The sequence below is a fragment of the Ewingella sp. AOP9-I1-14 genome (genome assembly GCF_052375995.1).
Lineage (GTDB): Bacteria > Pseudomonadota > Gammaproteobacteria > Enterobacterales > Enterobacteriaceae > Ewingella > Ewingella allii.
This window is the reverse complement of sequence record NZ_JBQSVA010000014.1, coordinates 15,788-42,724: the sequence shown is the minus strand read 5'-3', so window position 1 is coordinate 42,724 and position 26,937 is coordinate 15,788. Positions and strand designations below refer to the sequence as shown.

At 55.4% G+C, this 26,937-nt stretch carries 34 protein-coding genes and 1 pseudogene; 33 read left to right on the top strand and 2 right to left on the bottom strand.

Annotated features, from left to right (window positions below; genetic code table 11):
* The 3 genes and pseudogenes from ACT3RT_RS21870 to ACT3RT_RS21860 all read left to right on the top strand — a co-directional run.
* Nucleotides 1–367: hypothetical protein (locus ACT3RT_RS21870; protein ID WP_496203749.1), on the top strand; the 367-nt coding region annotated here is incomplete at its 5' end.
* Nucleotides 368–459: 92 nt separating this feature from the next.
* Nucleotides 460–1,284: a DUF932 domain-containing protein gene (locus ACT3RT_RS21865; RefSeq protein WP_496203750.1), complete on the top strand. Its 825-nt coding sequence runs from the start codon at nucleotides 460–462 to the stop codon at nucleotides 1,282–1,284.
* Nucleotides 1,285–1,437: 153 nt separating this feature from the next.
* Nucleotides 1,438–1,632 (top strand): annotated as a pseudogene (locus ACT3RT_RS21860) (DUF5983 family protein); the annotation flags it as partial.
* A 128-nt stretch (nucleotides 1,633–1,760) separates the two neighbouring features.
* Here ACT3RT_RS21860 and ACT3RT_RS21855 read toward each other — a convergent pair.
* On the bottom strand, nucleotides 1,761–2,303 hold the full coding sequence (locus ACT3RT_RS21855) for a lytic transglycosylase domain-containing protein (RefSeq protein ID WP_496201058.1): 543 nt from the start codon (nucleotides 2,301–2,303) through the stop codon (nucleotides 1,761–1,763).
* 806 nt (nucleotides 2,304–3,109) lie between these two features.
* Between ACT3RT_RS21855 and ACT3RT_RS21850 the strand changes: the two genes are divergently transcribed.
* Nucleotides 3,110–3,499, top strand: a complete 390-nt coding sequence (locus ACT3RT_RS21850) for a relaxosome protein TraM (RefSeq protein ID WP_496203748.1) — start codon at nucleotides 3,110–3,112, stop codon at nucleotides 3,497–3,499.
* A gap of 43 nt (nucleotides 3,500–3,542) precedes the next feature.
* On the opposite strand, the gene ACT3RT_RS21845 is transcribed toward ACT3RT_RS21850, so the two are convergent.
* Complete coding sequence (locus ACT3RT_RS21845) at nucleotides 3,543–4,157, bottom strand: Arc family DNA-binding protein (RefSeq protein WP_200227453.1); 615 nt, start codon at nucleotides 4,155–4,157, stop codon at nucleotides 3,543–3,545.
* Nucleotides 4,158–4,356: 199 nt separating this feature from the next.
* Here ACT3RT_RS21845 and ACT3RT_RS21840 point away from each other — a divergent pair, with 199 nt between their 5' ends.
* From ACT3RT_RS21840 to traG, 29 genes are all read left to right on the top strand, one after another.
* Nucleotides 4,357–4,782: a type IV conjugative transfer system pilin TraA gene (locus ACT3RT_RS21840; protein WP_496203747.1), complete on the top strand. Its 426-nt coding sequence runs from the start codon at nucleotides 4,357–4,359 to the stop codon at nucleotides 4,780–4,782.
* Nucleotides 4,783–4,790: 8 nt separating this feature from the next.
* A complete protein-coding gene (gene traL / locus ACT3RT_RS21835; RefSeq protein WP_037035618.1) occupies nucleotides 4,791–5,093 on the top strand; it encodes a type IV conjugative transfer system protein TraL in 303 nt (100 codons plus the stop codon).
* A 51-nt stretch (nucleotides 5,094–5,144) separates the two neighbouring features.
* The gene (locus ACT3RT_RS21830; RefSeq protein ID WP_014695872.1) at nucleotides 5,145–5,744 is read left to right on the top strand and encodes a TraE/TraK family type IV conjugative transfer system protein; all 600 of its coding nucleotides are present in this window, start codon (nucleotides 5,145–5,147) and stop codon (nucleotides 5,742–5,744) included.
* A 4-nt stretch (nucleotides 5,745–5,748) separates the two neighbouring features.
* Complete coding sequence (traK, locus tag ACT3RT_RS21825; RefSeq protein WP_496203746.1) at nucleotides 5,749–6,480, top strand: F-type conjugal transfer protein TraK; 732 nt, start codon at nucleotides 5,749–5,751, stop codon at nucleotides 6,478–6,480.
* Nucleotides 6,477–7,877 (top strand): F-type conjugal transfer pilus assembly protein TraB, encoded by a 1,401-nt coding sequence (gene traB / locus ACT3RT_RS21820; RefSeq protein WP_496203745.1) that lies wholly within the window; start codon nucleotides 6,477–6,479, stop codon nucleotides 7,875–7,877. Before traK ends, traB begins: the two co-directional genes overlap by 4 nt.
* 14 nt (nucleotides 7,878–7,891) lie before the next feature.
* Nucleotides 7,892–8,431: a transcription/translation regulatory transformer protein RfaH gene (gene rfaH, locus ACT3RT_RS21815; RefSeq protein WP_213053029.1), complete on the top strand. Its 540-nt coding sequence runs from the start codon at nucleotides 7,892–7,894 to the stop codon at nucleotides 8,429–8,431.
* A 16-nt stretch (nucleotides 8,432–8,447) separates the two neighbouring features.
* Nucleotides 8,448–8,648 (top strand): hypothetical protein, encoded by a 201-nt coding sequence (locus ACT3RT_RS21810; RefSeq protein ID WP_496203744.1) that lies wholly within the window; start codon nucleotides 8,448–8,450, stop codon nucleotides 8,646–8,648.
* Between the two features lie 7 nt (nucleotides 8,649–8,655).
* Complete coding sequence (locus ACT3RT_RS21805; protein ID WP_496203743.1) at nucleotides 8,656–9,042, top strand: hypothetical protein; 387 nt, start codon at nucleotides 8,656–8,658, stop codon at nucleotides 9,040–9,042.
* 20 nt (nucleotides 9,043–9,062) lie between these two features.
* Entirely contained in the window at nucleotides 9,063–9,452 is a 390-nt protein-coding gene (locus ACT3RT_RS21800; protein WP_496203742.1) for a hypothetical protein, read from the top strand.
* Nucleotides 9,449–10,117, top strand: a complete 669-nt coding sequence (locus ACT3RT_RS21795; RefSeq protein ID WP_496203741.1) for an adenylosuccinate synthase — start codon at nucleotides 9,449–9,451, stop codon at nucleotides 10,115–10,117. The genes ACT3RT_RS21800 and ACT3RT_RS21795 overlap by 4 nt, the downstream gene beginning before the upstream one ends.
* 116 nt (nucleotides 10,118–10,233) lie before the next feature.
* Entirely contained in the window at nucleotides 10,234–10,800 is a 567-nt protein-coding gene (gene traV, locus ACT3RT_RS21790) for a type IV conjugative transfer system lipoprotein TraV (RefSeq protein ID WP_496203740.1), read from the top strand.
* Between the two features lie 5 nt (nucleotides 10,801–10,805).
* Entirely contained in the window at nucleotides 10,806–11,117 is a 312-nt protein-coding gene (locus ACT3RT_RS21785) for a hypothetical protein (RefSeq protein WP_496203739.1), read from the top strand.
* On the top strand, nucleotides 11,114–13,783 hold the full coding sequence (traC, locus tag ACT3RT_RS21780; RefSeq protein WP_496203738.1) for a type IV secretion system protein TraC: 2,670 nt from the start codon (nucleotides 11,114–11,116) through the stop codon (nucleotides 13,781–13,783). The genes ACT3RT_RS21785 and traC overlap by 4 nt, the downstream gene beginning before the upstream one ends.
* On the top strand, nucleotides 13,776–14,210 hold the full coding sequence (gene trbI, locus ACT3RT_RS21775; RefSeq protein WP_496203737.1) for a type-F conjugative transfer system protein TrbI: 435 nt from the start codon (nucleotides 13,776–13,778) through the stop codon (nucleotides 14,208–14,210). The genes traC and trbI overlap by 8 nt, the downstream gene beginning before the upstream one ends.
* Nucleotides 14,207–14,827: a type-F conjugative transfer system protein TraW gene (gene traW, locus ACT3RT_RS21770; RefSeq protein ID WP_496203736.1), complete on the top strand. Its 621-nt coding sequence runs from the start codon at nucleotides 14,207–14,209 to the stop codon at nucleotides 14,825–14,827. Before trbI ends, traW begins: the two co-directional genes overlap by 4 nt.
* On the top strand, nucleotides 14,824–15,099 hold the full coding sequence (locus tag ACT3RT_RS21765; protein WP_014695883.1) for a hypothetical protein: 276 nt from the start codon (nucleotides 14,824–14,826) through the stop codon (nucleotides 15,097–15,099). The genes traW and ACT3RT_RS21765 overlap by 4 nt, the downstream gene beginning before the upstream one ends.
* Nucleotides 15,100–15,116: 17 nt before the next feature.
* On the top strand, nucleotides 15,117–15,512 hold the full coding sequence (locus ACT3RT_RS21760; protein WP_496203735.1) for a hypothetical protein: 396 nt from the start codon (nucleotides 15,117–15,119) through the stop codon (nucleotides 15,510–15,512).
* Between the two features lie 2 nt (nucleotides 15,513–15,514).
* Nucleotides 15,515–16,078 carry a hypothetical protein gene (locus tag ACT3RT_RS21755; protein ID WP_496203734.1) on the top strand — a complete coding sequence of 188 codons (564 nt, stop codon included), beginning with the start codon at nucleotides 15,515–15,517 and terminating at the stop codon, nucleotides 16,076–16,078.
* A complete protein-coding gene (gene traU / locus ACT3RT_RS21750) occupies nucleotides 16,048–17,040 on the top strand; it encodes a conjugal transfer pilus assembly protein TraU (RefSeq protein ID WP_112198206.1) in 993 nt (330 codons plus the stop codon). Before ACT3RT_RS21755 ends, traU begins: the two co-directional genes overlap by 31 nt.
* A 9-nt stretch (nucleotides 17,041–17,049) precedes the next feature.
* Nucleotides 17,050–17,676 (top strand): type-F conjugative transfer system pilin assembly protein TrbC, encoded by a 627-nt coding sequence (gene trbC / locus ACT3RT_RS21745; protein WP_353504316.1) that lies wholly within the window; start codon nucleotides 17,050–17,052, stop codon nucleotides 17,674–17,676.
* Nucleotides 17,676–19,514 (top strand): type-F conjugative transfer system mating-pair stabilization protein TraN, encoded by a 1,839-nt coding sequence (gene traN / locus ACT3RT_RS21740; RefSeq protein ID WP_496203733.1) that lies wholly within the window; start codon nucleotides 17,676–17,678, stop codon nucleotides 19,512–19,514. The genes trbC and traN overlap by 1 nt, the downstream gene beginning before the upstream one ends.
* Entirely contained in the window at nucleotides 19,514–20,311 is a 798-nt protein-coding gene (gene traF / locus ACT3RT_RS21735; protein WP_250981471.1) for a type-F conjugative transfer system pilin assembly protein TraF, read from the top strand. The genes traN and traF overlap by 1 nt, the downstream gene beginning before the upstream one ends.
* Before the next feature lie 13 nt (nucleotides 20,312–20,324).
* Nucleotides 20,325–20,585, top strand: coding sequence for a hypothetical protein (locus ACT3RT_RS21730; RefSeq protein WP_014695890.1), 261 nt, complete (start codon nucleotides 20,325–20,327; stop codon nucleotides 20,583–20,585).
* A 39-nt stretch (nucleotides 20,586–20,624) separates the two neighbouring features.
* The gene (locus ACT3RT_RS21725) at nucleotides 20,625–20,897 is read left to right on the top strand and encodes a hypothetical protein (RefSeq protein WP_014695891.1); all 273 of its coding nucleotides are present in this window, start codon (nucleotides 20,625–20,627) and stop codon (nucleotides 20,895–20,897) included.
* Nucleotides 20,890–21,102 carry a hypothetical protein gene (locus ACT3RT_RS21720; RefSeq protein ID WP_014695892.1) on the top strand — a complete coding sequence of 71 codons (213 nt, stop codon included), beginning with the start codon at nucleotides 20,890–20,892 and terminating at the stop codon, nucleotides 21,100–21,102. Before ACT3RT_RS21725 ends, ACT3RT_RS21720 begins: the two co-directional genes overlap by 8 nt.
* Nucleotides 21,099–21,740, top strand: a complete 642-nt coding sequence (trbB, locus tag ACT3RT_RS21715) for an F-type conjugal transfer protein TrbB (RefSeq protein WP_014695893.1) — start codon at nucleotides 21,099–21,101, stop codon at nucleotides 21,738–21,740. The genes ACT3RT_RS21720 and trbB overlap by 4 nt, the downstream gene beginning before the upstream one ends.
* A 94-nt stretch (nucleotides 21,741–21,834) precedes the next feature.
* Nucleotides 21,835–22,281, top strand: coding sequence for a hypothetical protein (locus ACT3RT_RS21710; RefSeq protein ID WP_014695894.1), 447 nt, complete (start codon nucleotides 21,835–21,837; stop codon nucleotides 22,279–22,281).
* Between the two features lie 8 nt (nucleotides 22,282–22,289).
* Nucleotides 22,290–23,657 carry a conjugal transfer pilus assembly protein TraH gene (traH, locus tag ACT3RT_RS21705; RefSeq protein WP_448313620.1) on the top strand — a complete coding sequence of 456 codons (1,368 nt, stop codon included), beginning with the start codon at nucleotides 22,290–22,292 and terminating at the stop codon, nucleotides 23,655–23,657.
* Nucleotides 23,650–26,925: a conjugal transfer mating-pair stabilization protein TraG gene (gene traG, locus ACT3RT_RS21700; RefSeq protein WP_496203732.1), complete on the top strand. Its 3,276-nt coding sequence runs from the start codon at nucleotides 23,650–23,652 to the stop codon at nucleotides 26,923–26,925. The genes traH and traG overlap by 8 nt, the downstream gene beginning before the upstream one ends.
* The last annotated feature ends 12 nt before the right edge of the window (nucleotides 26,926–26,937 follow it).

The window sequence follows — 26,937 nt, the reverse complement described above, 5'->3', positions numbered from 1 at the left end:
CACACAAAACGTCAAGACCGCCGCTCCTGAATCTTCCGAAAGATGGGGGGCGAAAACCACCTCGCTGCGCAGGGACGGTTTCATTACTGACATTTCGTCGTCTCATCCGTTTGATGTGATCCGCGCCGACGTGGTGATTTCCCGGCTGGAAATTTATGCAGGCAACACCTGCGGCCAGCATGCCGAAATTTACGAGTACACCCTGATTTCCAGCGCCGTCGCGCACCTGAAACGCCTGCCGGAAAAAGACCAGACGGTGTTTTTGCAGGCGGCGGAAAAGAAAGGCCTGACGCTCACGGACGAGGAAGTTGTCCGCACCGCAAACGCCTATTGCGACCTGCGCAATGAACTGTTTGAAGAGGAATAGCGTCTTTGCCGGGCGGTGAACGTCAGCTGCCCGGCGCGCTTTTCATGACTCACACCTGACCCAACAACATGATCAACATCGAGGATAATATTATGCGTTTAGCGTCCCGCTTTGGTGCCAAAAATCAGATCCGCCGCGACCGTCCGCTGACCAATGACGAGCTGGCCAGCGTCGTCCCGAGCGTGTTTTCAGAAGAAAAACACGGCTCCCGCAGTGACCGTTATACCTATATTCCGACCATTCAGCTGCTCGACAGCCTGCGCAAAGAAGGCTTTCAGCCGTTCTTTGCCTGTCAGACCCGCGTGCGGGATGAAGCCCGGAAAGGCCACACCAAACACATGCTGCGGCTGCGCCGCGAAAATCAAATTACCGGCAGCGAAGTGCCGGAAATTATCCTGCTCAATTCACACGACGGCAGCAGCAGTTATCAGATGTTGCCCGGCATTTTCCGCTTTGTTTGTTCGAACGGCATGGTGTGCGGTGAGGACTTTGGCGAGGTGCGTGTCCCCCACAAAGGCGATGTGACCGGGCAGGTTATTGAGGGGGCGTATGAGGTGCTCGGCATCTTTGACAAAGTCGATGAGCACATGAACATCATGAAAGACATCCCCCTCAACCGGGATGAACAAGACCTGTTTGCCCAGGCGGCGCTCATGTATCGCTACGGGGAAGAGGATAAAAAAATCCCCGTTACCCCGGCGAGTGTATTAATGCCGCGCCGCACCGAAGACCGCCAAAATGATTTGTGGGTGACCTTTCAGCGGGTGCAGGAAAATATGATCCGGGGGGGATTAACCGGTCGCAACGAAAAAGGAAAGCGCACCACGACGCGCGCTATTAACGGTATTGACGGCGACGTGAAATTAAACCGGGCGCTGTGGATGATTGCCGAGCAGTTTAAAAAAATGAAGGCGTAACATTTTGCATTTACATTAGGGAGAGTGTTCGCTCTCCCTGTGCATAAGGTCAACAGTATGGAAAAGATTCACGGCATGACATGCAGCACGGCACATATAACGCCGGGCGATGGAGAAATTTTATAGCAATACGTCAACGAAAAATTCCCCTGGGTATTTGACACCGGCTATGGCTATCTTTTAATGCTGCGTGAATACCGGTATCCGGTATTGAAATTAAAAGAAATGGGGATTTCAAAGCCCGTGAGGAAGTTGGTGTTTTGTATGCGCAAACAACATCAAATCGGGATGATCTGTTTTGACCCGGACGCTGATACTCTTGACGGGTACGATGTTTTTGAATGGTAGCGGTTTATCTGTCCGGCGCAATCGAAAAGCGCCGGATATTTGACGTCATTATATTATTCTCCCCTTCGAATTATTTCTCCTCCCGCACCATAAAATCAGAAAACGTATACGCACGCCTCGTGGTTGCATTAATGATTGTTTCTTTTTGCTTCTGTATTTGCTGATGCCGTTGACCTGGCCAGAAGCGGGTTTTCGTCACGCTGTGCGATTTGTTTATTTTGAATCATTTGTGTGGCCAGCAGGATGCGATATATATTTTTAATAGCGGTTGCGTAGGCCCGTCGCTGCGCGATGAGCTTCGGTGATGGACCGGTGTTATACATCCCGACGCTGTCCCAGTTTTTACCGTAAGCCCGGAAATTGTGCGCGAGTACCCAGGCGCCGGTGTAAATACAGGTACAGGGTTCTTTCAGTAACCGTTCACGGGTAATATCAAATTTTCGCAGCGCCGCATAATGTGAACTGTTAACCTGCATGCCGCAGACATCTTCTGTTTTATTACGGTTACGGTCATTAATGGCGTCCATTCTCAGGCGCGACTCTTTTATTGAAATGGCGGTCAGTAAAAGCGGATCAATACCGTAATCGCGTCCCGCCTTGTTAAAACAAATTTCCGGGCTGGCCTGGGCAGAAAACACCGCCGCCAGCGTAAGCAGAGCATACCATTTCATTATTTTATATTCCCCAAGAATGCGCCGGATAAGCGCGGCGTGATTTCTGGCGAAAATACGCTTTCACCTTTCCCGATGCAAGATAATTAGTTACAGACGCGCACAGGGCGCTCTGCGAACGCCTTCTGATGTCACCACGGAATTAAATAAATCAACAGAATAGGGATATTTCACCAGGCCGCTTTTTCTTACAACTTACATCACACCCCACGCAAGATTTCATCTTGCGGTTTTGTTGTTGTAATTCATGGCGTTAACTGTGATTTTTAATGTATTTTTACAAGTATCCCGGAAAGTGTGTGCTAATTAGCACACTTTGCAGTGCTGAATGGTGTGTTAATGAGGTGCCGTATTGTGTGTGTTTACAGTGCCTGATGGTGTGTTAATTCGGCACTCTAACCAGCACTGTATGGTGTGATAATAGTGTGTTTTTTTAAATATCAATAAATTAAATAGTTCACAATGGTGTGTGGTGCTTAATCCACACACTCTTATTTACGGCATAGTGCCTGATTAACACACATCAAAATACCGTGTAGTGCTGGATTAACACACCCCAAAACGGCATGCAGTGCCTGATTGTCACACATGAAATTCTTCCACAGTGCTGGATTAACACACCCAAACCAAAACGGACGAGGTTAATTTGCAGTGCCGTATTGACACACACTGAGTTTCGGCAGAATAATCGCCACCAACAGAATAACACCTTTCGCTTTATCTCACCCATGCGGTTGCCTAATACCTCAGGAAATAACGCGAACATCACCGGCAATAAAACACTGCCGGACACACAGGAAAAAGAGATGGCCAGACGCAATATTTATTTCAAAGAAAAAACCGAAAGGGAAGTGCTGGAACTGGTGCAGATTGAGTTGCAAAACGGTGCCACGCACGGCGAGGTGAACTTTTCCTCCGTGGTCAATGAACTGGTTAACATCGGGCTGATGGTGAAAAAGCACCAGGGAGAAGGAAATAGCTTTGACCAGGAAGGGTTTAACCGGGATTTAATACGGAAAGTTTCCGGAAGCCGTGAAGGCATCAGCATTATGATGGCCATGATGTCAGAAATGTATTTGCAGCTGCGCGGTGAGGGCGGGAATGAAAAACTGGAGGAACTGCTCGACAGAAACCTCTCCGGCATGAGCGCCGCCGAAGACCGGGCAGAATCAAAACATTTTATCGCAGAAGAATGAAGTTTATGCCGGGCTGGTTGCCCGGCATATCTTGTCAGGATAACTAAGATCCCGATTCGTTATTTTCCTTATTCGTTAACGGGTTCTCCGCCACCGCCACCTTCGACACAATGAATTCATCGAACAGCATCGCCAGCGAACGCAGTCGTTTTATTTCCTCATTTTCGGGCAACTGCTGCTCAGTGAAATAATTGAGTGACCCTAACAGGCGCTGAACGATTTCCTGATTCATACTGCGCTGATTAAACCGCGCGCTGATTTCCATGTCCTTTTTTAAATTCACCGGAAAACTGCTGCTGAAGCGGCGCATTTTACCGGCCACAAACTGCCGCTTGTCATCCACCACCGTTGCTTCCTGGGCATATTTTTCCCGCAGCATATCCAGGTGCGCCTGAATAAACTCATCAAACAAACGGGCCAGGGCTAATAACCGCTCTCCCTCTTCCGTTTTAATAATGGGTTTTTTCGGGGTGAAATCCAGCGACTGAATCAGCCGACCCACCACCTCATCGTTCATGCTTACCCCGCGAACGCGGGCGGCAATGCGCAACTCCAGCAGCAGATTTTCAGGCGCCCAGAGTACGCGGTAACGCACTTCGCCCATCGTATATTTTCTCGGACGGCCGCGCCGTTCGTATATCTTCTCTTTTACTTTCATATTTTTGTGCCTGACTGAAATAACACAGGAAATGAGAGTGTGAGCCTACTACCGGTGAACGATAAGAAATATCTCAGAAACTGAAAAAACTGTGATATGTGTCACAGTTTTTTTTTTTTTGACTCAATGTAAGATAGACGGGCGTTACGTCTGTTTACGCACGCTGACATTTTTATTACTTAAATCGAGGTTTTTCATAATGAAATCAGTGATGACCGATTCCGCTATGACGGAAGGGGTAGCGGTAGCTTTGCCTGAAGGGGGACATAATCTCCAGAGGGGTATTATCGGCAACCGCCCATTTTACTTTAGTGCTTTTTTCTCTCACCGTATTAAACCCGTTATTTCGCAGTCTCCCGCCGCCCGGCGAAATCTTATTTTCTTTGCACTGGCCCTTGCGGTCGTTATTTCTCCCCACCTGGCTCACGCTGTGGATTTAATGGCTACGCAAAAAGCGGATGCCAATGATACTTTTGGTCACGGCTCGACGGTGGAGTGGGTGTTATATGTGGCGGAAATTATCGTGTCGGTGACCGGTTTTATTAAAACCCGTAACCCGATGGTATTTGCCGGTCTTATTATGCTTATTCTTATCACCCGCGCTTTCTTCGCCCTCATCGCTTAATTCCTTCTATGGACCAGGACTCGTTGAAATATCGATTCCCGGAGACTCTCAATCAGCAAAAACGCGTTGCCGGACTGCCACCCGAGGAAGCCTTTGTGCTTTTAGCCTGCGGGGTGACGGGGTTCTTCTGCGACATTTTTATCGTGATGCTGTGCGTGGGTGCCGTCCTTTGGCTGCTTATCCGACATCTTAAAAAAGGTCAGGGCTCATGGTGGCTCTTAAACCTTCTTTACTGGTATCTGCCAACGGTACTTTTCCGGGTGCAGTTCAGGCGGGTGCCTGATTCAGGCAACCGTCACTGGATGCAGTAGCGTATGCGCCACTTTCGGGTGGCGCCCTTTCCCTGCCCGAAGGAAGAAACGATGAAGTACCAAGTGAAAGAAACGCGAAACCGGGTGACGATGCTGGCTCTGGCGTCACTCGGTTCGCTCCTTGCTCTGAGCCTGGTGGGCACCTGCATCACCGGCGCAATGGCCTGGCATTTTGCGACCACGCAAAAAACCATCACCACCCCGATGTTATTTGACCGGTCATTCACCTCCGATGCATCGCAGGGGGATGCCAACCTGAACAACATGCTGGTGCGCTCGTTTGTTAACTTACGCCTGAGCGTGACGCCTGACACCGTTGACAGTCAGCACGCCGCCCTGTTGCGCTGGGTACCGCCCGAAGCTCGCTCTGAGCTGAAAAAAGCGCTGGCCGTCGAGGCGGATTACATCAAGAAGAACGGCATTTCCACGGTGTTTCGCATCGAGGATGAGGCGTTCGACCCCGCGACCGGTGACGTCATCGTCAGCGGCACGCTCTCTGCCAGCACCTCTAACGGCAGCCTGAAGTTAGACATCCCCGATGTGCATAAAGCCTACCGGCTCAACGTGAAATATGTGGACGGCATCATCCGTCTGACCGCCTTCCCCGAAGTGCAGCCCCCTCAACCCGTGTCAAAACAGCATCAGGGATAACCGCATGAAAGCACGACTTCTTGCCGCGCTCGTCGCCGGCCTCTGCCTCACACCGGCGGCGATGGCCGACGTCAGCGGCCCGGCGGGCACCGTATTTGAAAATGATGCGCACCTGAAAGCGCAGCTGAGCAATACCAGCCCGAACAAAATTGTCATTGAGGGTGAGCTTATCACCCGCGTTACCGGCCCCGACGGGGCCTTTACCCAGGAAAACACCGAAGACGGGGCACTGCTTATCACGCCACTGACCGGCCAGAACTTCACGCTCTTTCTGGAAACGGCCAGCGGTATCGGCGCCTCTCTGGACGTGACGCCAAAGCCGGGCAGCGGACATACGCTGCACCTTATCCCCGCCTCGGTACCGCTGAAGGCCAACCCGGATGCAAAAGCCTGGGAGGAAAGCCAGCCGTGGGAGAAAACGCTGGTGAGCGTGGCCCGCACGGTGGTGAACGGCGGCGTACCTGACAGCTATATCGAAGCCAAAGCGGCGCGCGGACCTGCCTACAATCCGATGCCGGGCGTCCAGCTGACACCTGAACGCCAGCTGGTCGGCTCGCACCTGCTGGTCATGCGCTATCGCATGAAAAACACCGGCTATATCACGCATTCGCTGTCAGAAAAGCAGTTTTGGCAGAAGGGGGTCCGTGCGGTGATGTTGTCCACCCATAACCTCTACGCCGGCGGTGAAGGGTACGTGTGGGTTATCTTCTCCACGGCGACGGAGGGCGGGGTATGAGCAACATCAACACCACGACCCGCCGCAAACAGTGGGTCGTAACCGGCGTGTGTGTCGCGGTGGCCCTTGGCGTCGGGGGGGGAATATGGGCGTATGCCCACCATCAGACAGCGCTGAAGAACCCGACCAAACCCAAAGCTGTCGATATGACCGGCGGCGTGGTCACCAGCTCCTTTACCGACAACCTGGCCACGGCGGCGCTGGCCCAGCAGCAAAACAAAACCTCGGCGCTGGAAAGCAGCGTGAACCAGCTCAAAACCGACCAGCAGCAGCAAAACGAAGCCCTCAAGCAACAGCTTTCTAAAATCATGGACGCCATGAGCAAGCTGCAAAGTCAGCCGCAGGCGTCTCCTGTGGCCAGCGCACCGCCATCCGGGCCAGCCAACGGTCCCGGTGCAGGCACAAACGGCCCGGTTGCCACCGGCCCGGCCAGCCCCGCGCAGTGGAACGTCACCGACCCGCACCGTGGGCCGGGTGCCGGGCAGGGCAGTCAGTTTTATCCGGGGCAAGGTCAGGGACAGGGTGCCGGTTTTTACCCCGGCACCGGCTCGGGCCATCTGGGGGGTATGACCAGTAAAACCTTCAGCTATACCTCACTGCAGGCCAGGAAAACCAAACTGCCGTGGATACCGTCCGGCTCCTTCTCGGAAGCGGTAATGATTGAAGGGGCGGATGCCAACGCCAGCGTGACCGGTCAGCAGAACACCTCTCCCGTGGTCATCACCCTGATTGGTGATGTCTCTATGCCCAACGGTAAAACCTACAACATGGACCAGTGCCGCGTCACCGGCGAAATCTGGGGGGACATCTCCAGCGAACGCGGTGAGGTCAGAACCAAAAACATCAGCTGCATCCTGAAAAACGGCAAGCATATCGATATGCCGTTTGACGGACACGTGGCCTATCAGGGCAAGCAGGGTATTCGCGGCAAGCCGGTGATGCGTAACGGTCAGATCATCGGCTACGCCGGTATGGCAGGGCTGCTCTCTGGCTTCGGGGAAGGCATCAAGTCAGCCGCCACGCCGTCAGTCGGACTGGGTGCCACGGCGTCAGTGGGTGCCGGCGACGTGTTTAAGCAGGGGATTGGCGGCGGTGCCAGCAAGGCGGCTGACACGCTCAGCCAGTACTGGATAAAACGGGCTGAGCAGTATCACCCGGTGATTGATATCGGCGCGGGAAACAGCGTGACCGTGGTCTTCCAGCAGGGCTTCCGTCTGGAAACCATTGAAGACATTGAAGCGGATAAAGACAAAAAAGGTGACGCGCAGAACAACGTGCAGCAGGTGGCCGGTAATGCCTCCGCGCAGGTGAATAACGTCACCCGCGCCGCCGTCCTCAATCCTGATGAAGTGTTGCGTCAGGCGAGCCAGCTGAAGCTGGGCGATACCATTAACTGACAGGGGGAAGGGATATGGAACACTGGTACGTTGCACAGACGCAGTATGCACAGGAAAAACGCGCACAACAGCATTTGGACAATCAGGGGGTGACATGTTTCCTGCCGCTTTATACGGCACAAGTCATCACCCCCATGTTACTCGGCAGCCCGCTGATTAAAACGGTGTCACCTCAGGCACTTTTCCCCGGTTACATCTTCGTGCGTTTTGATCCGGAGGTTATTCACACCACCACCATCAAAAGCACAAGGGGGGTGTCGTCCTTAATCAGTTTTGGCGGCATGCCATCAGTGGTGCCCGATGAGGTGGTGGAGCGGCTGAAAACCCATGACTGCCTGTCACCCGCACCGACGATGCCGGTGCACGGTGACCGGGTGGAGGTGCTCAGCGGGGTGTTTGAAGGGCTGGAAGCCGTTTGGGACGAACCCAACGGAGCCAGGCGAGCCATGCTGATGCTGACGCTGATGAATCAGGTGGTACGGGTGCCGGTCAGCGGGCGTCGGGCACCGGAAACGCTGCGTGTACGGGTGTTGGGGCGGGGAGCAGCGGCATAAAAAGAGGGGAAACGTGGTGAAAAATCGGGAACAACGTATCCGGCTCGGCGCATTAAAAGTGCGTTACCGCCAGGCCTGGAAGCGCAAAGCGTCATCCTGTGAGTTGTCGGCCCTGCTCAGTGACATTGAAAAGCTTGAGCACGGCCAGTCTGATGCTGACGCCGGGAACGCGACGCAGCCAGCCAATGGGTTGGGAAATCTCAATCCGGATTATTGAGGAGAACATGATGTTTCTGAGTGATTGTAAAAACAACCGTATTCCCTATGTCATCCTTTGTCTGATAACCCTCGGATTTTATGGCGTCTGGGCATACGAATTACACCATACAACAACGGCCGACTGGAGTGATTGGCGCTTTGCCCTCATTGCCGGCGCACTTTATCTGTTTCTGATTTATGCCAGCGCGATTGATTTTTCGGTCATCAATACGCTCTGCATGATGGCCGCACTCTGGGGGATGATGGCTCTCTATTGTGTGCTGTTAACCTTTGTGGCCTGCAGGTTACCTGCGCTTAACGCTTCCCTTTTAGACGGCATTTTAGAGACGCACGGCGTTATTTCACTTCTGAGTGCCCTGTGGGGGCGCATGTTTCAATTTGTCAGGTGTTAACTCAACGCTTTAAGGAAAACATGATGCTGCTGAGTAAGCACAACCGGTGGCCCTTTGCCATTCTTACCCTGGCGTTTATCGCCTATTTTGGCGGCTGGGCCGCTATCAATCATTTCGCTCATATACGGGCAGAATGGGGCATATGGCGGTGCACGCTGCTTTTGGGGGGGATTTACCTTGCCAGTGTTTTCTTCGCCGGCAGACGAAAATCATTCAACGGAAAAATCATTCTGACTGCACTCGGGTTCCCCCTCGTGTTGGGCCTGTTGGGTTTTACCTTTTGGATCATCGTGGCCTGGCGTCTCCCGGTATTAAACGCTGACGATATCAACGCACTCTTTTTGATAGAAGCCTGCTGCGTGTTAACGGGGGGACTGGCGGCAAAGTTATACGAGGTTTATGGCGTATGAACCATGACGAACTGAACGCGATTGCGGCGAAGTGGTGTAAGCGTCCGGCGAGCGGTAACGGCCCCGGCTGTCAGGTGGCATTAACGGAGGTGGGCGGGCTATACGGTGGTGAGCGAGCAGATGTCTTTGCGTACCGGTGGGGGGGTGACGGCGGTTCGGTGGTGGTGGAGTCCAAGGTCAGCCGCTCTGATTTTCTGGCTGACCGGGCAAAACCCCACCGCAGAGGCGAGATAACGGGCACTTACCGGTATTACATTTGTCCGGAAGGATTAATCGACCTTGATGATCTTCCCGACCGTTGGGGACTGCTGTGGGTGAACACACGCGGACATGTCAGGGTGAAGGCCGGTCATATTTGTGGCTGTCTCGCATGCGGGTATCTGGGTCACCAGTTGTCGCCGTTCTGGCAACATCCGGCAGACCTGCGTTTTGAACTGGATATGCTGGCTTATGCATTGGCGAAATTTGCTGATCCAGAAGGCGCTAAAAAGGTGGTCCGAAAAGCGGTCAGGGAAAAGTCGCGGCTAGCCAGCGAGTGTGACCATTTGCGTCAAAACCTGAAGAAAACGGAAACAGAAGCATATACGCTCCGCCGCCTGGTGCAACGATATGAAGAAATGTTCGGCCCTCTGCCCGCAAATCCCGCATATGTACTATCCCGTTAACCTAAGAATCGCGCACCCGTAATTCAGAACACAGAAATTCCCCCCACTGCACTGCCTACCATTCACTCATTTTTTCTTTCACAAAAGGCGGCATCGCCGCATCCGGAGTAAACACCATGTTCAAAGTCCTTCCTGCCGTGCTGCTGTGCGGCATGCTGACCGGCTGCGCCGGTATGAATTCCGATTTCGACTGTAACAAGACAGCCACTGATCAATGCCTGTCCATGTCAGACGCCAGTCACCTGGCCGCCAAAGGCAAAAGCCTGGACGACCTGACGGCGGCGGCGCAAACCGTCCCAAAGCCTGCCGCTGAGTCACTGGCTCCCACAACAAACATCAAACCGAACGTGTCGCCCGACCGCCCCATCAGCGTTGCCGGTCTGGCCCCCCGGCCGATAGCCGGCACGCCAGTATCCAATAACGACGCCATGCTGCGGGCGTCAACGATCCCGGTGACCGGCAGTAGTTCAAGCGCGCTGTCGTCAATCCGTCCCATCACGCCAACTGACTATGCCGGTCCGGGGCAGGTGGACGCCCGTCGTATCCCCGATGCCACGCAGCGTCTGTGGATCGCCCCCTGGGTGGATGAGCAAGACAGCTTCCATCAGCCCGCCGTGGTCGAGTTCGTGAAGAACAAATCCCGCTGGGATGCCGATTTTCGCGTGATCAGTGAAGGGGAATGAGGCCAATGAAGCGGACCTTAACGCCCGAATTTATTGACGCGCAGCCCGTGCCGGCGTCATCCCTGCGCTGCCTGCAGTATCGACCGGCAGGCATGGACCTGTTTTGGCTGTCCCGTGGTGCCTGTGCCTGGAACGTTATTAGTACCGGGACGACGGGGAGCGGCAAGACATTCGACATGCCGGCCGTATTGAACCGTGTTGCGCAGGCAGAACCGCGCGGAAGCCTTATGCCCAACGACGCCCGGGGAATGTTCAACAACGCGGCCCCGCATCCTCTTCGTTATTTGCAACACATTAAAAAAGGCAGGGTGTCATGAGCGATTCCTGGTTAGACCAGCTGGCTAACATTTTTGCCGGCAGTAAAGATGAAGGCGGGGCAAAGACGGCGGCCGACATGTTGCAGCAAAGCCTGAGCTATCCGTCCATCACCAGCCTGTTGCCCTACCGAATGTATGATGAAAAAACCGAACTCTTTATCAACAGCCGCTCCATCGGCTTCATCATGGAAGTGGCTCCGCTGGCCGGGGCCAATCAGCAGGTGGTGCAGGCGCTCGATGACCTGTTGCGCAAAAAAATGCCCCGCAAAACGCCGGTGACCGTGCTGATGGTGGCCAGCAAGTGCGTGGGTGAGATGCTCGACAATGGTCTCAGTAAGGACATGTGGAAAGGCAGCATGGCGAAACCGCTTAATGCCATCACCAAAGCCTACTGGGAGCGGGCGGCCCTGAAGGGACTCAGTAATGACCGGGAATACCCGCTTTATCTGCGTAACTACCGCGTGTTTCTGGTGTATGCCCGCTCAGGGCGAGGCGGTATCCGGGCGATGGACGCCGTTGTGCAACTGCGGGAGACGCTGCGCGTCTCGCTGATGGCGGCCCATATGGAAACCCGCCGCGTCGGTGCCCCGGAATTTCTGTCGATCATGCGGGAACAGCTTAACTACCGGCCGGGACAGGTGACCCGCAGTCCCGATCACTGGAACACCGACCAGGAACTGCACCGCCAGTGCGTCGATCACAGTACCGAAATGGAAGTGCGTCCGGGCTATCTGCGGTTGACCACCGCGCGTCAGCCAGAGGATCGAATCCTCGGGGACAGCCGCGATACCGCCGTCGCCAGCACCCGTATTGTGAATATGCAACTGACTAAAGCCCCGGCGAGGTTTGCGCTCTGGCAGGCGTCAGACAATCTGCAGAACATGCGTTTTCCCGATCTGGGTATTCCCTGTCCGTTCATCCTCAGCTGGACGGTATCCGTGGAAGATCAGGTAAAAAGCCAGAACGACGCGTTTCGTAAAGAGCAGGACCTGGGTAAGAAAGCCGGCACGTCCTACGCCAAGCTTTTCCCCGGCACCCAGCGGGCGTATGAGGAATGGCGAGACCTGCGGCAGGGGCTGGCCAGTAACGAAATTGCCATGTGCAATTTCTCGCTGAACCTGACCCTGTTCACGCCGGATGACGCCAGCGAACAACAGTCGTGTGAACTGGCGGCCATCAACGTCTTTCGCAAAAATGATCTGGAAATCTCCGCCCCGCGCTTTCAGCAGTTGCGAAACTGGATCAGCTCCTTCCCCTTCATGATGCAGGAGGGGCTGTGGGAAGACATGGTGGTGATGGGTTCGACGCTGCGCTGTAAAAGCTTTAACGCCGTCAACCTGATGCCGGTGGTGGCTGAGCGGCAAATGTCACCGATAGGCAGCCCGTTGCCGACCTACCGCAACCAGCTGGCATTTTTCGATATGTTCAGCGAAACCAGTGGCAGCACCAACTACAACATTGCGGTGACGGGGACCACCGGCGCGGGCAAAAGCTTCTTTATTCAGGAAATCCTGCGACAGGTGCTGAACTCCCACGGCTTCGCCTGGGTTATCGACATGGGGGCGAGCTACAAAAACTTCTGTAAACAAGCCGGCGGGAAATACCTGGACGGTGCCACCCTGCGCTTTAACCCCTTTGCTAACGTGGTGGACATTAAAGAGTCGGCAGAAGGCATCACTGGCCTGCTGACCGTACTGGCCAGCCCTAACGAGCCGCTGGATAAGGTCAGCGAAACCATTCTGCTCAAAGGCGTGGTTGCGGCCTGGGAAGCGAAAGCCAACAAAGCCCGTATTGATGACGTGGTGGCGTACATGATTTCGCAAGAAGTCACGACCACTTACGAATCCCAGCCGACCATCCGTGACCGTATTAACGAGCTGGTTCTGCTGCTCGACCGCTGGTGTACCTGGGGGGCGAACGGAGAATACTTCAACTCCGACAATCCGACGCTCGATGGCGAAACACGCTTTGCCGTGCTGGAGTTGCTGAGCCTGGAAAATCAGCCACACCTGCTGTCCGCCATCCTGTATTCGCTCATTCTGGCCATACAGGAAAAAATGTACCACTCGCCGCGTGACCTGAAAAAAGTGGCCATTATCGACGAAGCCTGGCGTCTGTTCAGCGGCTCTAACCCGCATGCCGCACGCTTTATCGAAACCGGCTACCGGACGGTGCGTCGTCACCGTGGGGCCTTCATCACCATCACGCAGGGGATTAAGGACTTCACCGGTACCAAAGACCAGGCCGCACCGCCGGCGGCGGCCGCAGCCTGGGATTGTAGCGGGACGAAGGTGACGCTGTTGCAGGATGCCAAAGCCTTTAAAACCTACCTCAATGCCAACCCTGACCAGTTTACCGAGCTGGAAACGCAGGTCATTCGCGGCTTCCAGCCAGCGAAAGAAACGGGCTTCAGTTCGGTGATGATTTCGACCGGGGAAAACAGTTCCTTCCATCGCGTTTTCGTCGATCCGGTCACGCGGGCGATGTTCAGTACGCGCGGGCAGGATTTCCAATACATGAGCGAGGCGCAGGATGCGGGGGCCACCAGTGAAGAGGCGGCCTACCTGCTGGCCTGTGAACCCGACATGTATCAGGACGAGATCCGCGAGCTGGAAATTTGGGCAGGGTTGAGTGTGAAAGAAACCGAGGAAATCAACCGTGAATGAAACCGATATCGATGCGCAAAACGTCAGGCAGGGCATCAGCATCACACCGGCCAGTAAGGCCGGTTTTTTCAACAAGAAATTCGTGCGGGCTGGGGCGGTGGCACTGTTGCTGACACTGCTGCTGGTCGCGGTGTGTGCCGGTATCAGTGCACTGGTCGCTCAACAATTTCAGCGCCGGACGGTGGTCTTTGACATGAAGGGCACTATCGATCTGTTTATGCAGCAGTCGGCTAAAAAGCAGCTGGATGAGAACAGCGCACGGGTGTTGACCACCCGGTTTGATCAGGCGCTTAAAGCCAGCCTGAATGACTGGCAGCAGGCGCACGGTGACCTGATCCTGGTGCCGCCGGCGGTGGTGATGCCCGTACTGGACATCACGCCTCAGATCCAGGCGGACATTGCCCACCGCATGCAGGAGGCACCATGACATCACGGTGGGTTATCTGCCTGCTGGCAGGCTTATTCAGCCTGTCAGCAGGGGCAAAGGATCTCGGCACTATGGGGCATTTGTTTCCGATAGCCGAGCCTGACTTGCTGGATTTTATCGGTCAGCGCCTGCAGGGCATGAAAGACAACGGTGAGATGGACAGGATCCAGCGCGAAGCCGAAGCCAGGGTGAAAGCCCACGCCGTTCGCCCCGATCCTGTGGCGGGCCTGACCCCGGCGAAAGCCGACCGCACGCTGCACTATGACCCGACGTTTACCGTGCGTGAAACTATCCGCGATATGCGCGGTAACGTGATCGCCCGTGCCGGTGACCAGGTCAATCCGCTGGATAAAGTGCCGTTTAGCGAAACCCTGTACTTCATTGACGGCGACAACCCCGCGCAGATGAAGTGGGTGAAACAGCAGCTGGCCGGGCAGGTTAATTTCAAAGTCATTCTGGTGAACGGCAATATCCGGGACAGCAGCAATGCGCTGGATGAACCGGTGTACTTCGACCAGTACGGCACCCTGACAACAAAATTTGGCTTTGAGCATACGCCGGTACGTATCAGCCGCGACGACAGGACGCTCAAGGTCGAGGAGGTGGCACTGAAATGAATCACTGCGTTAAAGACAATCACGACGCGGATAACATAAAACGCTTTGCCACCACCGTGCGGCTGGGCGACACCGATAAAAACGGCCTGCGGGCCATGACCGAAGAACACCCGCTTTACACCGAATCGGTGGTTATCCGCGCGGCTCTGCAGACGCTGCTGGCTCTGAGTGCCGAGCTTCGCACCTCGCTCATCCTGGCGTCACTGAATGAGCACGATATTCGCACAGTGCTTCAGCGTCACGGGCCGCTGTCTAAAGAAAGGAGTGTGTAAATGGAAAGTCCAACACTGTGAACCCGATTAAATCATGGCTAAAGCCGTTGCTGACGTGCGTCATCGGTCGGCATGAAGGCGGGGCGGATATCGGCGGGCAGGAAGAGGCGCTTTACCTGGCGGCGGCTCTCGATTTGGAGCACCTGCTTAAAGACCACGGGCTTTTTCTGAGTACCAATCCCCGGCTGGAAATCTCTGTGCCCGAAATCGTGCTCACACAGCTGGCTAACCTGCTGCTTTACACCTGGATTGGCACGCTGCCCGCCCACATCCAACCCGAAGAGAAAATTGCCCAAATCCGGATGGAGATTGCTGCCGGTGAAAGTGCACAGAAGGTGCACCGGATGCTCAGGCGATTGCGTCAGCGCGGATTATACGTGGCCTCTTTCGCACCTTATCAGAAGGTTGAATAACGATGAGATTATTTGCATTTATTGAATCACTCACACGCGACGAAATATTGTGGCTGCTGTTATTACTCCTCTGCCTTTACTTGTTTTTTTGGTACAAAGCTGTCGGGAAGAATGATTTTGTTGGAAAACCCATGCCCCGTCAGGACGATGCTCCCCGTGCCGAAGGCAATACATCGAAGCTGTTCAGGTATCCGGCCGCCATTACGGGTAAAGCCTTACAGGCGCAGATGAACGAAGCCTATTTTGACGCCATTTTCTCTGCCTTTCTGCGCAGTCTGCAGCGGGCGGGCTACACGTTGTCAGACCGGGAAATGGGTGTAGCGCCGCTGTTGTCAGGCAGTACCATTGATGCAATGGCCCGTGAAGTCGAAAGAGCCCGTCAGGAATTTCTGACCGTGCTGGGTTCGGACATTGAAGACGATATCGACTATCAGATGCAGTCCGGGCGGGCACCGAAGTTTCTTATCCAGCTTATCGACAGCTGTGAACGGCTGGGCTGGAAGGTTATGCCGGTTGTCAGGGAACCGGAGGACGAATGCGCAAGCTCATTCTCTGCCTTACCTTAATCTGGACGGCCTTTCTGTGCACGCCGGCACAGGCGGCCAGTACGAACGCCGGAGACGGCCGCTGGGTGAACCCTATCAGTGATGTGTGCTGGAAATGCCTGTTTCCCATGACGCTCGGCAGCATTCAGCTGGCTTCCGGTTCACACCCTGACACCCCCAATCCGGCATCGCCTATCCAGCTGTGTCCTTACGGCATTTTTTACCGCCTGGGACTGGCCATCGGCTTTTGGGAACCCGTTGCCCTGACGGACGTGACGCGCGAACCCGGCGTAATGGTCAATATGGGCGGGTTTAAAATTGACCTCGGACGCACCGGTACGGGTACGGGCGGGCAGAGTGACAAGCCTTCACCCGGCGCGTTCTACCATGTCCACTGGTACAAATACCCGCTGATTTACTGGCTCAATATCATCACCAGCACCGGCTGCATGCAGACCGGCGACATGGATATTGCTTACCTTTCCGAGGTTGACCCGCTGTGGAATGACAGCACGCTGTCGATGATCATCAACCCGGAAGTGAGCCTGTTCTCTAACCTGCTGGCACAGGGGGCCTGCGCCGCCGACTCGATTGCCTCCACAGCCGGTGTGCCGCTGGATCCGCTGTTCTGGTGTGCCGGAGCGCAGGGGTCGATGTACCCCTTCACGGGCTACACCAGCAACGAGTTTTCGCCGCTTGAGGCGTCGGTGCTGGTCAGTGAACGGATGGCGTTCAAACTGCACCGGGAGGGACTCGTGATGGAGACGGTCGGGGCGGACGTGGCGGTGTGCTACGAGTATCCGTCCCCGATTATCCCGAAATCCCGCTGGCGATATCAGATGGTCAACATGTACCCCGAAGCCAGCGACTGCCACCCCTTTGGCACGACCACGCAGCTGTGGGGCTCGGTACATAACGCCCCGACATCCAAAAAGAACTTCGGCTACCTCCTGTGGCGAAAGCGTAACTGCGCTTATCTGTAAGGACCTTCCATGAACAGACCCCTGATGACGGCGCTGACGCTCAGCGCCGCGCTGCTCTGCGCGCAATCCGTGCAGGCAGCCGAGCAGCCCACCGTGTCCGCCGGTGATATGGCGTACATGAAACAAAAGCAAACCGAGCTTGAGCAGTTCCAGGCGCAGCTGAAGGGCATGAACATTACCCTGCCACCGGCACAGCAAAATAAGGTGTCTCAGCTGCAAAACGAAATCGCCGCGTCCCAGGCTGACCAGAACAGCGCCGACCGGCCCACGCCGCAGGCGCTCTATTTTGTGAGTCTGGGCATTCCGGAAGAAGGGTTACTGCCCATGCTCGCCGATGCCCGCCGCTTTGGTATACCGGCGACGCTGCGCGGCCTGCTGGATAACGATTTTCGCAAAACGGCCTCGGTGATGTTTGAGCTGTCCAAGAAAGATAAAGAGGCGGGGGTGCAGATTGACCCGACGCTGTATCAGCAATACGGCATCAAAGCTGTGCCCGCCCTGGTGGTCACCTGTCAGGGCAACTATGACGTGCTTTACGGCAGCCTGCCGGTTAAGCAGGCACTCGAAGAAGTCGTGCGCCGGGGAGACTGTGCGACCACGGCGACACAGCTGCTGAAAACGGCGGAGGGAAAATAATGAAGCGATTTCTTTTGTCACTGTTGCTGCTGTGTGCCCAGGGGGCACAGGCCGATGCCGTCAGCGATGCCTACAACGCCGGTTCCAGCTACGGAAAATCTAACAGCAGTCAGGGCACCTCGGGGATGAAAAACACCTCACCCTCGACCGTTATTCCAGGGTACACCGCCAGTCCGTCACAGAGCGGGTATTACGGGGGCGTGCAGGGTGGGGACGGTGGTATCAGTGACAAAGGACAGACTGAACTCGGTCAGAACAACGCCGGGCAGGCGGTTATCAGCTCCGGCACGACCAATCCGGCGGTGACTATTGACCCCAAGGCACCGTTCATTACCAACGGCAAGGATGCGGAGAGCACTGCCGGCACGGTCGTCAACGGCACCTACGATCAGTGTACGGACAAAGTCGTCAGTAAAAGCACCTTCCAGAATTACACCTGCGACAAAGACGTGGCGGTGACCCAAAGCTGTAACCGTGCCGTCACGATAGGTGGGACGTATGTGACGACGCAAACCAATCAGACAGCGGTAATCAATACCGGGGACTTCACCTACTACCGCAACAACCTGACGGTTTATGCCACCTTTGTCGCACCCTTTACCGGCGACCTTCAGCTGGCGAACTTCAACATGTCGGGGTATCTGGCCCGGACAGTCACCTGGAGCGTGTTAGGGGACGCGATGGTCGTACCGGATAGGATTTCGGGAACCACGCAAAAGAATCTGTCTGTTTCGGGCTATCACATGAATCAGGGAGAGACGGTCACGCTTTCTTTAACGATTGGGTCAGTGAATCACCAGACGACTTTCCTTGACGGCATCATTCGTGGTTTTAGTAACGGATCTGCGTCCCTGACGCTCAGCATGACGGCTGTCACTACCGTACAAACGTATCAACCCCAGACCAACGTTCAGCAGGCGTGTGATGACCAGAGCGTGGGCGGCCAGTTAATCAGCACGCAATGCACGGTGGGCGGCGGCGACAGGACAACCACCGTGAACGGACAGACCTACACCGTTCACAGCGACTGCTGGCAGTACACCGATACCTATCTGACGACGCCGGCCAGTAACGGTAACTGTGCCGCTTTAATGTCTGATGCCAGCTGTACCGTCGTCGGAAGTCACTGTACTGAACAAACGGCAGGGCAATGCTCGCACCAACAGGTCACGTATCAGTGCCAGAAGACCTACACCTCTACCGGCAAACTCTGCGGCGGCAATTACCTGTGCATGTCAGGGGACTGTGACGATACCAACGGCGCCGGAGACAGCGGTTTTGACACGGCGGTGGCCAAACTCGCGGGACTGGCATCAGCCGGTGATGATGTCGTCAACGACCAGATCAACATCAAAGCCTTTACCGGTCAGGCGATGTCCTGTCGCAAGGCAATGGCGGGATTCTCCAACTGCTGTGTGGACTCCGGCTGGGGGAACAACGCCGGGCTGGCGAACTGCAACAGTGATGAAATGGCCATCGGCAAGGCCAAGGCGAAAAAGGTGGTAGTCAGCGTCGGTGAGGCCTGCAACCGCGCCGTGCTGGGCGTTTGTATTCAGAAAAAACAGGTGTATTGCGTGTTCGGGGGCAAGCTGGCCCGCATTATTCAGGAGCAGGGGCGGCGCGATCAGCTGGGTGTGAGTTTTGGCAGCGGTGATTCACCGAACTGCCGGGGGATCACCGTGCCTGAGCTGCAGGCCATCAACTTTGACCTGATTAACTTTGCTGATTTCTACAGCGACCTGATGACCAACCAGAAAATCCCGAACTCGTCGGTGATGGTTCAGCAGGTGAAAGACCGGATTGCGGCGCAGGTTAACGCGCAGGGCGGAGGGAAATGATGAAAACACTGTGGTTTGCCTGCCTGCTCAGTCTCGCGCTCCCGGCGTGGGCGGACGGTACAGATACACCGGCTGATGCGGTGGTGACACCAGCGGATCCGTTCACCGGCTGGCACTGGTACAACGAACCGAAGAAGCCGGCGGACACGCCGGCACCCAAACCGGCCCCGTCCCCGCAAGTGCCGGATTTTAGCAAGCTGTCACCGTCAGAGCAGGCGGCAGTGCTCAAGCGTTACACGAAGGAGGCGCTGGACCGGGCCATTCTTAACCCGTCGAGCGAAAATACCGCCACCTTCCTGCGCTGGCAGAAGTTCTGGACGGACAGGGCATCGATGTTCAGCCAGTCGTTTGCGGTGGCGCAGTTGGATCATCCCGATCTGGATTACAACCTCGAACACCCGCACTACAACAGTACGGCACCGCTGCAGCAAGCCAGCGACCAGGCCAAACAGGCACAGGCCATCAGCGAACTGTCTGCCCAGTACGGGATGTTTTACTTCTATCGCGGCAGTGATCCGATTGATGCGCAGATGGCCGGGGTGGTGGCTGACTTTGCCCGCACGCGGCATATCTCGTTAATTCCGGTGAGCGTGGACGGTCAAATCTCCCCGCAGGTGCCGGACAGCCGCCAGGACGCAGGGCAAAGTGCCCGGATGGGCATCAGCCATTTCCCCGCTTTATTCCTGGTTAACCCGGCCTCCCGCGACTTTCGTCCGCTGGCTTATGGCTTTATGACACAGGATGACCTGGCGAAGCGCTTCCTGAACGTGGCCACGGGTTTCAAACCTAACTTCTAAAGGGAGGCCCATTATGCAAAGCATTGTTCTTAATATTGAAAGCATCAGGGAAGGTGAAACGTTCACCGGCATTGAGTATGACGTTGTGACATTTTCAACGCGCCCCGGATTGGACTGTCATGCGCTGGAAAGTGCGATACAGGCGCACTTCATGGACGACATGCTGAACTTTGACTATTGCCCACAGCAGGGGACGGGCGATTTCATCTTGCTCTGCTCCTTCCTGAGTGTCGGTGAACGTATCGTGCCTTACGCGGCAGACCTCACCGACTAACCCCCCGTTTAACCCCTTCTTCAGAACCGAGGATTTCTCATGCAACTTTCAGCGCTCAAAACGGGCGCCGCAGCCGGCTGGGCTGCGGTCAGGCTCGTGCTCGATATCATGGTTATCGGGCCGGTGTTTATTTTCTCTCTCTTTATCGTGGTTAATGCCAGGCCTTCGCCGGGGGCGTTTGTCATCCGTCAGGCCGAAGGGCTGGTGGCGGGGGCCACGCGCTGGCTGATGGTGGGACGTAAAGGCCGGATGTCCGTCGCGGCTTTTGGCATGGTGGTTCAGGGCGGGAAACAGGAGCAAAAACATGAATAATTTACCCGTCGTGGCCGTGTTGTTTCTGCTTGGCATCATCGCTAACTGCCTGAGCGAGTTGCTGGCCTACTCGGTTAAGCTGACGTATCAGGTACTCACTTTTTCAACCTTCACCTGCCTTATCCTGTCGCTGGTCGTGCTCATCGCGTCTGAAGTCCTCGCACACCGTAAAGCGCGCAGGAAGAACCGGGAGGCAAAATCGTGAAACTGAGTCTGCATTTCCTTTTCTTTTGCCTGATGGCTCCGCTGGCCGCGCAGGCAACCGTGGCCGACCAGATAGCGGCGCTGGAAAAGTCCAAGACACAAACCAACTGGTCACCGGTGCTGCCTGACCTGGGATTACCGCAGGCGCGCTCCCCCTCAGACCGTGCGCCGCACATGATGACGCTCACCGACGGGCGTGAGGTGAACCTGAACAATTACGCGATCGTGGTATTTATGCAGCGGGGGTGTCCGTACAGCGCGAAATTCGACCCGAAGTTAAAGCAGTGGTCAGATGAAGTCGGCATCAAGGTTTATCCCTATACGCTTGACGGCTATGGCGATACGTCCTTTCCGGTGGCACTCATTCCCCGTAAACGCGGCGCAAATGAGCCGCTGGCGGGGGAGATTATGACGTTTTTTGGCAACGGTCTGCCCATCGCCACGCCGACCACGTTTCTGGTTAACGTTGCCACGCCACGCCCGGACAATACCATTGCGGCCTTTCCGCTTTATCAGGGGGATACCGACATGGGTACCCTGAGCCAGCGCGTCGCGCTGATGATTGAGGCGGATATCGACAATCTGCCCTCCAATACGCTGGGGCCGGTGCCTTCCAGTCAGGCCGTCAGCCCGCAGTAACGAACGTACGCCCCCCGATAGTAGATGAACATCGAGCCTGAGAATGCCGCCCGCTGTGCGGTGACGTCGTGGTTATCCCAAAGGAAGAAAAAAGATGAAGACAACAGATCCGTGCGCACAGCCGGTAAAGACGAAGAGAACACCCGCTGAAAGGCTTGTGCTGCTGTGCGCCATTATCTGGTGTGGTTTAACGTGGTACATCTTCTTCTGCACCCGTGTCGAAACTGTACCTACGTTTCCCCCCGATGCAGGCTGGCGATATCTGGCAGACCTGAGGATGTACAGCCTGCCCGGGTGGTTGTTCACCCTGTTGCCGGTTGGGTGCCTTTATCTAGACCACGAAATCTATTCAGGCTTGCCCACACTCAAAGGCTGGCTTCAACGCTATGGAGTCATTATTGCAGCCAGCTTGGGTACGGCGTTCTGGATTTTCAGTCAGCGTAATTATCCGGATGTTGTGGCGGGCGGCGCGAGATTTTCCGACCTCTTGCTATGGACAATATTTTGTCTGCTTTGTCTGGGTCGTAAACCACAAATATAAGGATACCCATGAAACTCAAAAAGGTCATGCTGACATTACTGACCGCAATGTGTATCAGCACACCGGCGCTGGCCGACGTACAGGGCGACCTGAACGGGTTTTTCGGCAGTCTGGGCTATGACGGCAACGTCTCCAAAGCGCAGGCCTGGCAGGGGCAGGCCGCAGGCTACATCACCGGTGGTTCGGTATATCTGCGAAATCCGGTAAAACAGGTACAACTTATCTCGATGCAGGTGCCTTCCCTGAATTCCGGCTGCGGGGGCATTGATGCCTATCTGGGCGCCTTCTCATTTATCAGTGGTGAGGAAATTCAGCGCTTTGCCAAGCAAATCATGAGTAATGCGGCGGGCTACGCGTTCGACCTGGCGTTGCAGACGATGGTACCTGAACTGAAACAGGCCAAAGACTTTCTGCAAAAAATCGCCTCCGACGTGAATTCCGCCAACATGAGTTCATGCCAGGCGGCGCAGGGGATCATTGGGGGCCTCTGGCCCGTGTCTCAGCTCTCCAACCAGAAAATCTGCCAGGACATTGCCGGTGACGACAATATTTTCTCCGACTGGGCCTCATCCCGGCAAGGGTGCACGGTAGGCGGGCAGGGTGACAGCGTCACGAATCGGGCCAACGCCAATGAAAAAGACCAGGTGCTGAAGAACAAAAATCTCATCTGGGATGCGCTCGGGCGCAATCATCTTTTCGACGGGAACCGCCAGCTGAAAGAGCTGGTGATGAGTATCGTCGGATCCATCATTTTCAACAGCGCCGGGCAGGTGACTATCCTGACGCCGATGGTGGATAACCGGGATGTGATCACCGTACTGATGCGCGGCGGGACCGCCAAGATTTACGGTTGTGATGAACCCGACCTTTGCCTCGGGCCGACGGTGGCCAGCGTCACCATCAGCAGCAATAACGCGCTGGTCACGCTGGTCCAAAACATCATGCTGTCCATGAACCAGAAGCTGACGGATGACACCGGCTTATCCGACCAGGAAAAGGGGTTTCTCAACACCACCTCTGTCCCCGTCCTGAAATACCTGACCAACTCGCAGAGCATGGGGCAAAGCCCGACCTACCTCATCCAGGTGGCGGATTACATCGCGCAGGATTTAATGATCCAGTACCTGCAGGAGCTGGTGAAGCAGGCCAGTCAGTCGCTGGCCGGGAAAAACTTCCCGGAACAGGCGGCGGGGGAGCTGCGGCAGAACGTGGCCCAGGCTCAGCAGTTGCTGGCCAACATGAAGCTGCAGTCGGCGGCCGATCAGAACGCGCTGGACGGTATTGACCGCAACATGCAGTACCTCCAGCAACAGGTCTCGACCATTATTTCAACGTCATATCAGGGTAACTACCGTTGGGGGACCAGCAATGACTGAAATGTATACGATATACGGCGGGGACATGTGGCGGCAGGTGTTAAACGGCGTCGTCACCATTCTGGGCGCCGATACGTTTGATACCTTGCTTCGCATTGTCAGCACATTTGGCGTGCTGGGGGTGATGGTGTCTTTTATCAAAACCCGTGATCCGCGCGTATTTATGCACTGGCTGGCCGTGTTCATGTTTATTACGTCTGTGTTACTGGTGCCAAAACGGTCGGTACAAATCCTCGATATCACCGACCCGGCAGCTGTGTACGAGGTGGACAATGTGCCGCTGGGACTGGCCATGACTGCGGGGCTGACCACCGGTGCGGGATTTGGGGTGGCGCAGTTGTACGATTACACCTTATCGCGCCCGGACTCGCTGACCTATACCAAGAGTGGGATGCTGTTTGGTTCTCAAATCGTGGCGCAAACCTCCAATTTTCGGACGCAAAACCCGCAGCTGGCACAGATGCTGACAGACTATGTCGAAAACTGCGTGATTGGCGACATTCTGCTTAACAATAAATACACCATCAACCAGTTGCTCAACAGCACCGACCCGCTGACGCTGATCACCAGTAACCCGAGTCCGTTGCGGGGGATCTATCAGACGGTCAGTGGGGTAAGGCAGTTTGTGACCTGCCAGCAGGCCGCCGGCACCATCAGAACGCTGATGGGGAGTGATATTTCGGTGGGCGGCGTCAGCTGGCACGATATGGCGACCCGCGTGTTTGGCAGTAAAGTGAATGCGGATGCGTTGCTGAGCAATGCCATGAACGACAGCTACGGGTTTTTCTATGCGGGCGGACTGAGTGCCTCACAGATTATGCGTAACAACGTGACCAATGCCGCCATCCGCGACGGCTGGAAAGGGTTTGCGGCCCGTTCCTCGGATACGGCAAACCTGGTGAATCTGGCCACCGAATCGACCCTGACCAAACAGCGTCTGAGCTGGGCGGCGGGCGGGGCGATTGCCTCACAAACGTTACCGATGTTCCAGTCCCTGATGATGCTGATTCTGATAGGCCTTTTCCCGCTGGTGATTGCGCTGGCCCTGGTCAACCACACCATCTTTGGGCTGAATACCCTCAAGCTGTACGCCGGCGGGTTTTTGTATTTCCAGATGTGGCCGGTGATGTTTGCGATTTTGAATTCCCTGGCCAACTTCTACCTCCAGTCGAAAACCGGTTCAACGGCGTTGGTGCTGGCGAATCAGGATCGCATTGCCCTGCAGCATTCTGACGTGGCCAATATCGCAGGCTATCTCAGTATGTCGATACCGGTACTGTCCTTTTTCCTGACGAAAGGGGCGGCCTCGGTGGCGTCGCAGGTGGTGGGCGGCGTGATGAGTTCAGCGGCGTTCTCGGCGGGCGGGCAGGCATCCACGACCGCTGACGGCAACTGGTCGTTTAACAACATGTCGATGGATAACGTTAACGCCAACAAATTTGACACCAACCTGTCGCAACGTATGGGTCAACAAAGCCACCAGATGGAAAATGGCGGGATGCGCACCCTGACGGCTGACGGTCATAACGTCTATGACACGTCTCAGGCCATCTCTAACCTGCCGGTTAACATGCGACTCAGTTCACTGGCAAGCAGCGGTTTCCAGGAGCAGTCGCGGCAGGCACAGCAGGAGGCGCAAACGGCGCTCGATGGCTATAACCAAAGTGTCACCAGCGGCTTCCAGCAACTGAACCAGCTGACCAGCCAAAGCGGTAACAGCGCCTCCATGACGCAGGGCAGTGAAAACACCCAGGCCACCAACGCAACACGGGGGGCGAGCATGATGATGTCAGCCGCTGAAAGCTATGGTAAAGCCCATAATATCTCTACCCAGGAGGCCTACAACCAACTGATGGACATCACTAATCAGGGTTCAGGGGGAGCAGGCATGTCGGCGAATGTTAAGGTTGATTCTGGCGATCAGCTCGTCGGGAAATTGGGCAAATGGGCCTCGGGTGTAAGCGTTGGCGGTGAGGCGCATATCAATACTGACTGGAGACATACCTCTGGCAGTGCACACGGTACGCAGGATACTCACTCAGAAGGGAAAGATTTCCGCCATGACGAAAACAGCCAGACGGTTAAAGATTTCCGTCAGGGTATGGATATGGTGACGTCAGCCCGCGTAAGCGAGTCTGGCAACCAGACGGATAACCAGTCGAATTCCCAGGTCGAGCAGTATGCCGCGACGCTGAACGATGCCAAAAGTCAGTATCATCAGTACACTGACAGCAGCACTAAAAGTCAGGAATTCAGCCGGATGGCCACGCTGGCCCAGAACGAAAGTGCCAGCCTGGATGCCAACTACAACCAGGAATTCGTGGACTGGACGACGGCTAAATTTGGTAATAATGCCCAGGGTATTCTGACCAACGTTAACTCTGCGCGGGAAGCGGCCACGGAGTTTATGAAGGAGCGTCTCGAGCCGGAAATCATGCAAAACTACGGCGCACGGACGGAACAGACAAACACACAACCTCTGACACCATCAAACTCGTTAGAATACGGCGCGGTCACTGCGCAACATACCGCAGGAGGTGACTCAATCCCTGCGCCTTATGGAGCGAGTGGGGGAGCCGGCAGCCCGGAAAACGTCAATGGAACGACACCATCAGGCGTCTTTGAAACAACCCCGCAACGGACTGCACCGTTTGTGAGTGCGCCGGATGACCACAGCACTTCCCAGGTTCCTGGTACAGGAGCGGCGTCTGCAAGTTCCGATGAAGTCAACTTGCATAACCGGGAGCACCACGTACAAAGTGGCCAGCAGTCAGCGCCGGTGGGCGAAAATCGCCAATCAACACAGGATGAAGCGCACCGCCCACAACGGAACCGGATTGGGGGTGCCGAATCTGTACATGCTGATGAGGTGAACCTGCATAATCGGGAGAGAGATCTTAACGTGCAGGGTGGTCCGCCTTCAGCTTCAATGACTGAGAATTATAATTCAGCAGCGGAGAAAGTGAGGGCGCACGCGGAGGGAGCAGGTATCCCAAGCAACGTGGCGGCGCAGGTTACAGCACAAAGATCTGCGAATTCTAATGTCATTAGAGAAAATGGCGGGAAAATCGATCAAAACGAAACCCCTGTTCAGGCATCCAGTGATATACTCAGAAATGAGCATCAGGGTGCGGTGAAAGGTCAGCAGATTGGCCGCTCTGAAGAGGATCTAAAACAAACGTTACCTGTTTGGGATAGCTCAGAAAAAAGGGATAACTTTAAAGATAAACTTGAGCGGCTTAGAGAAGAGCAGAGAAAAGCTTCTTAAGGTCAATCGGTG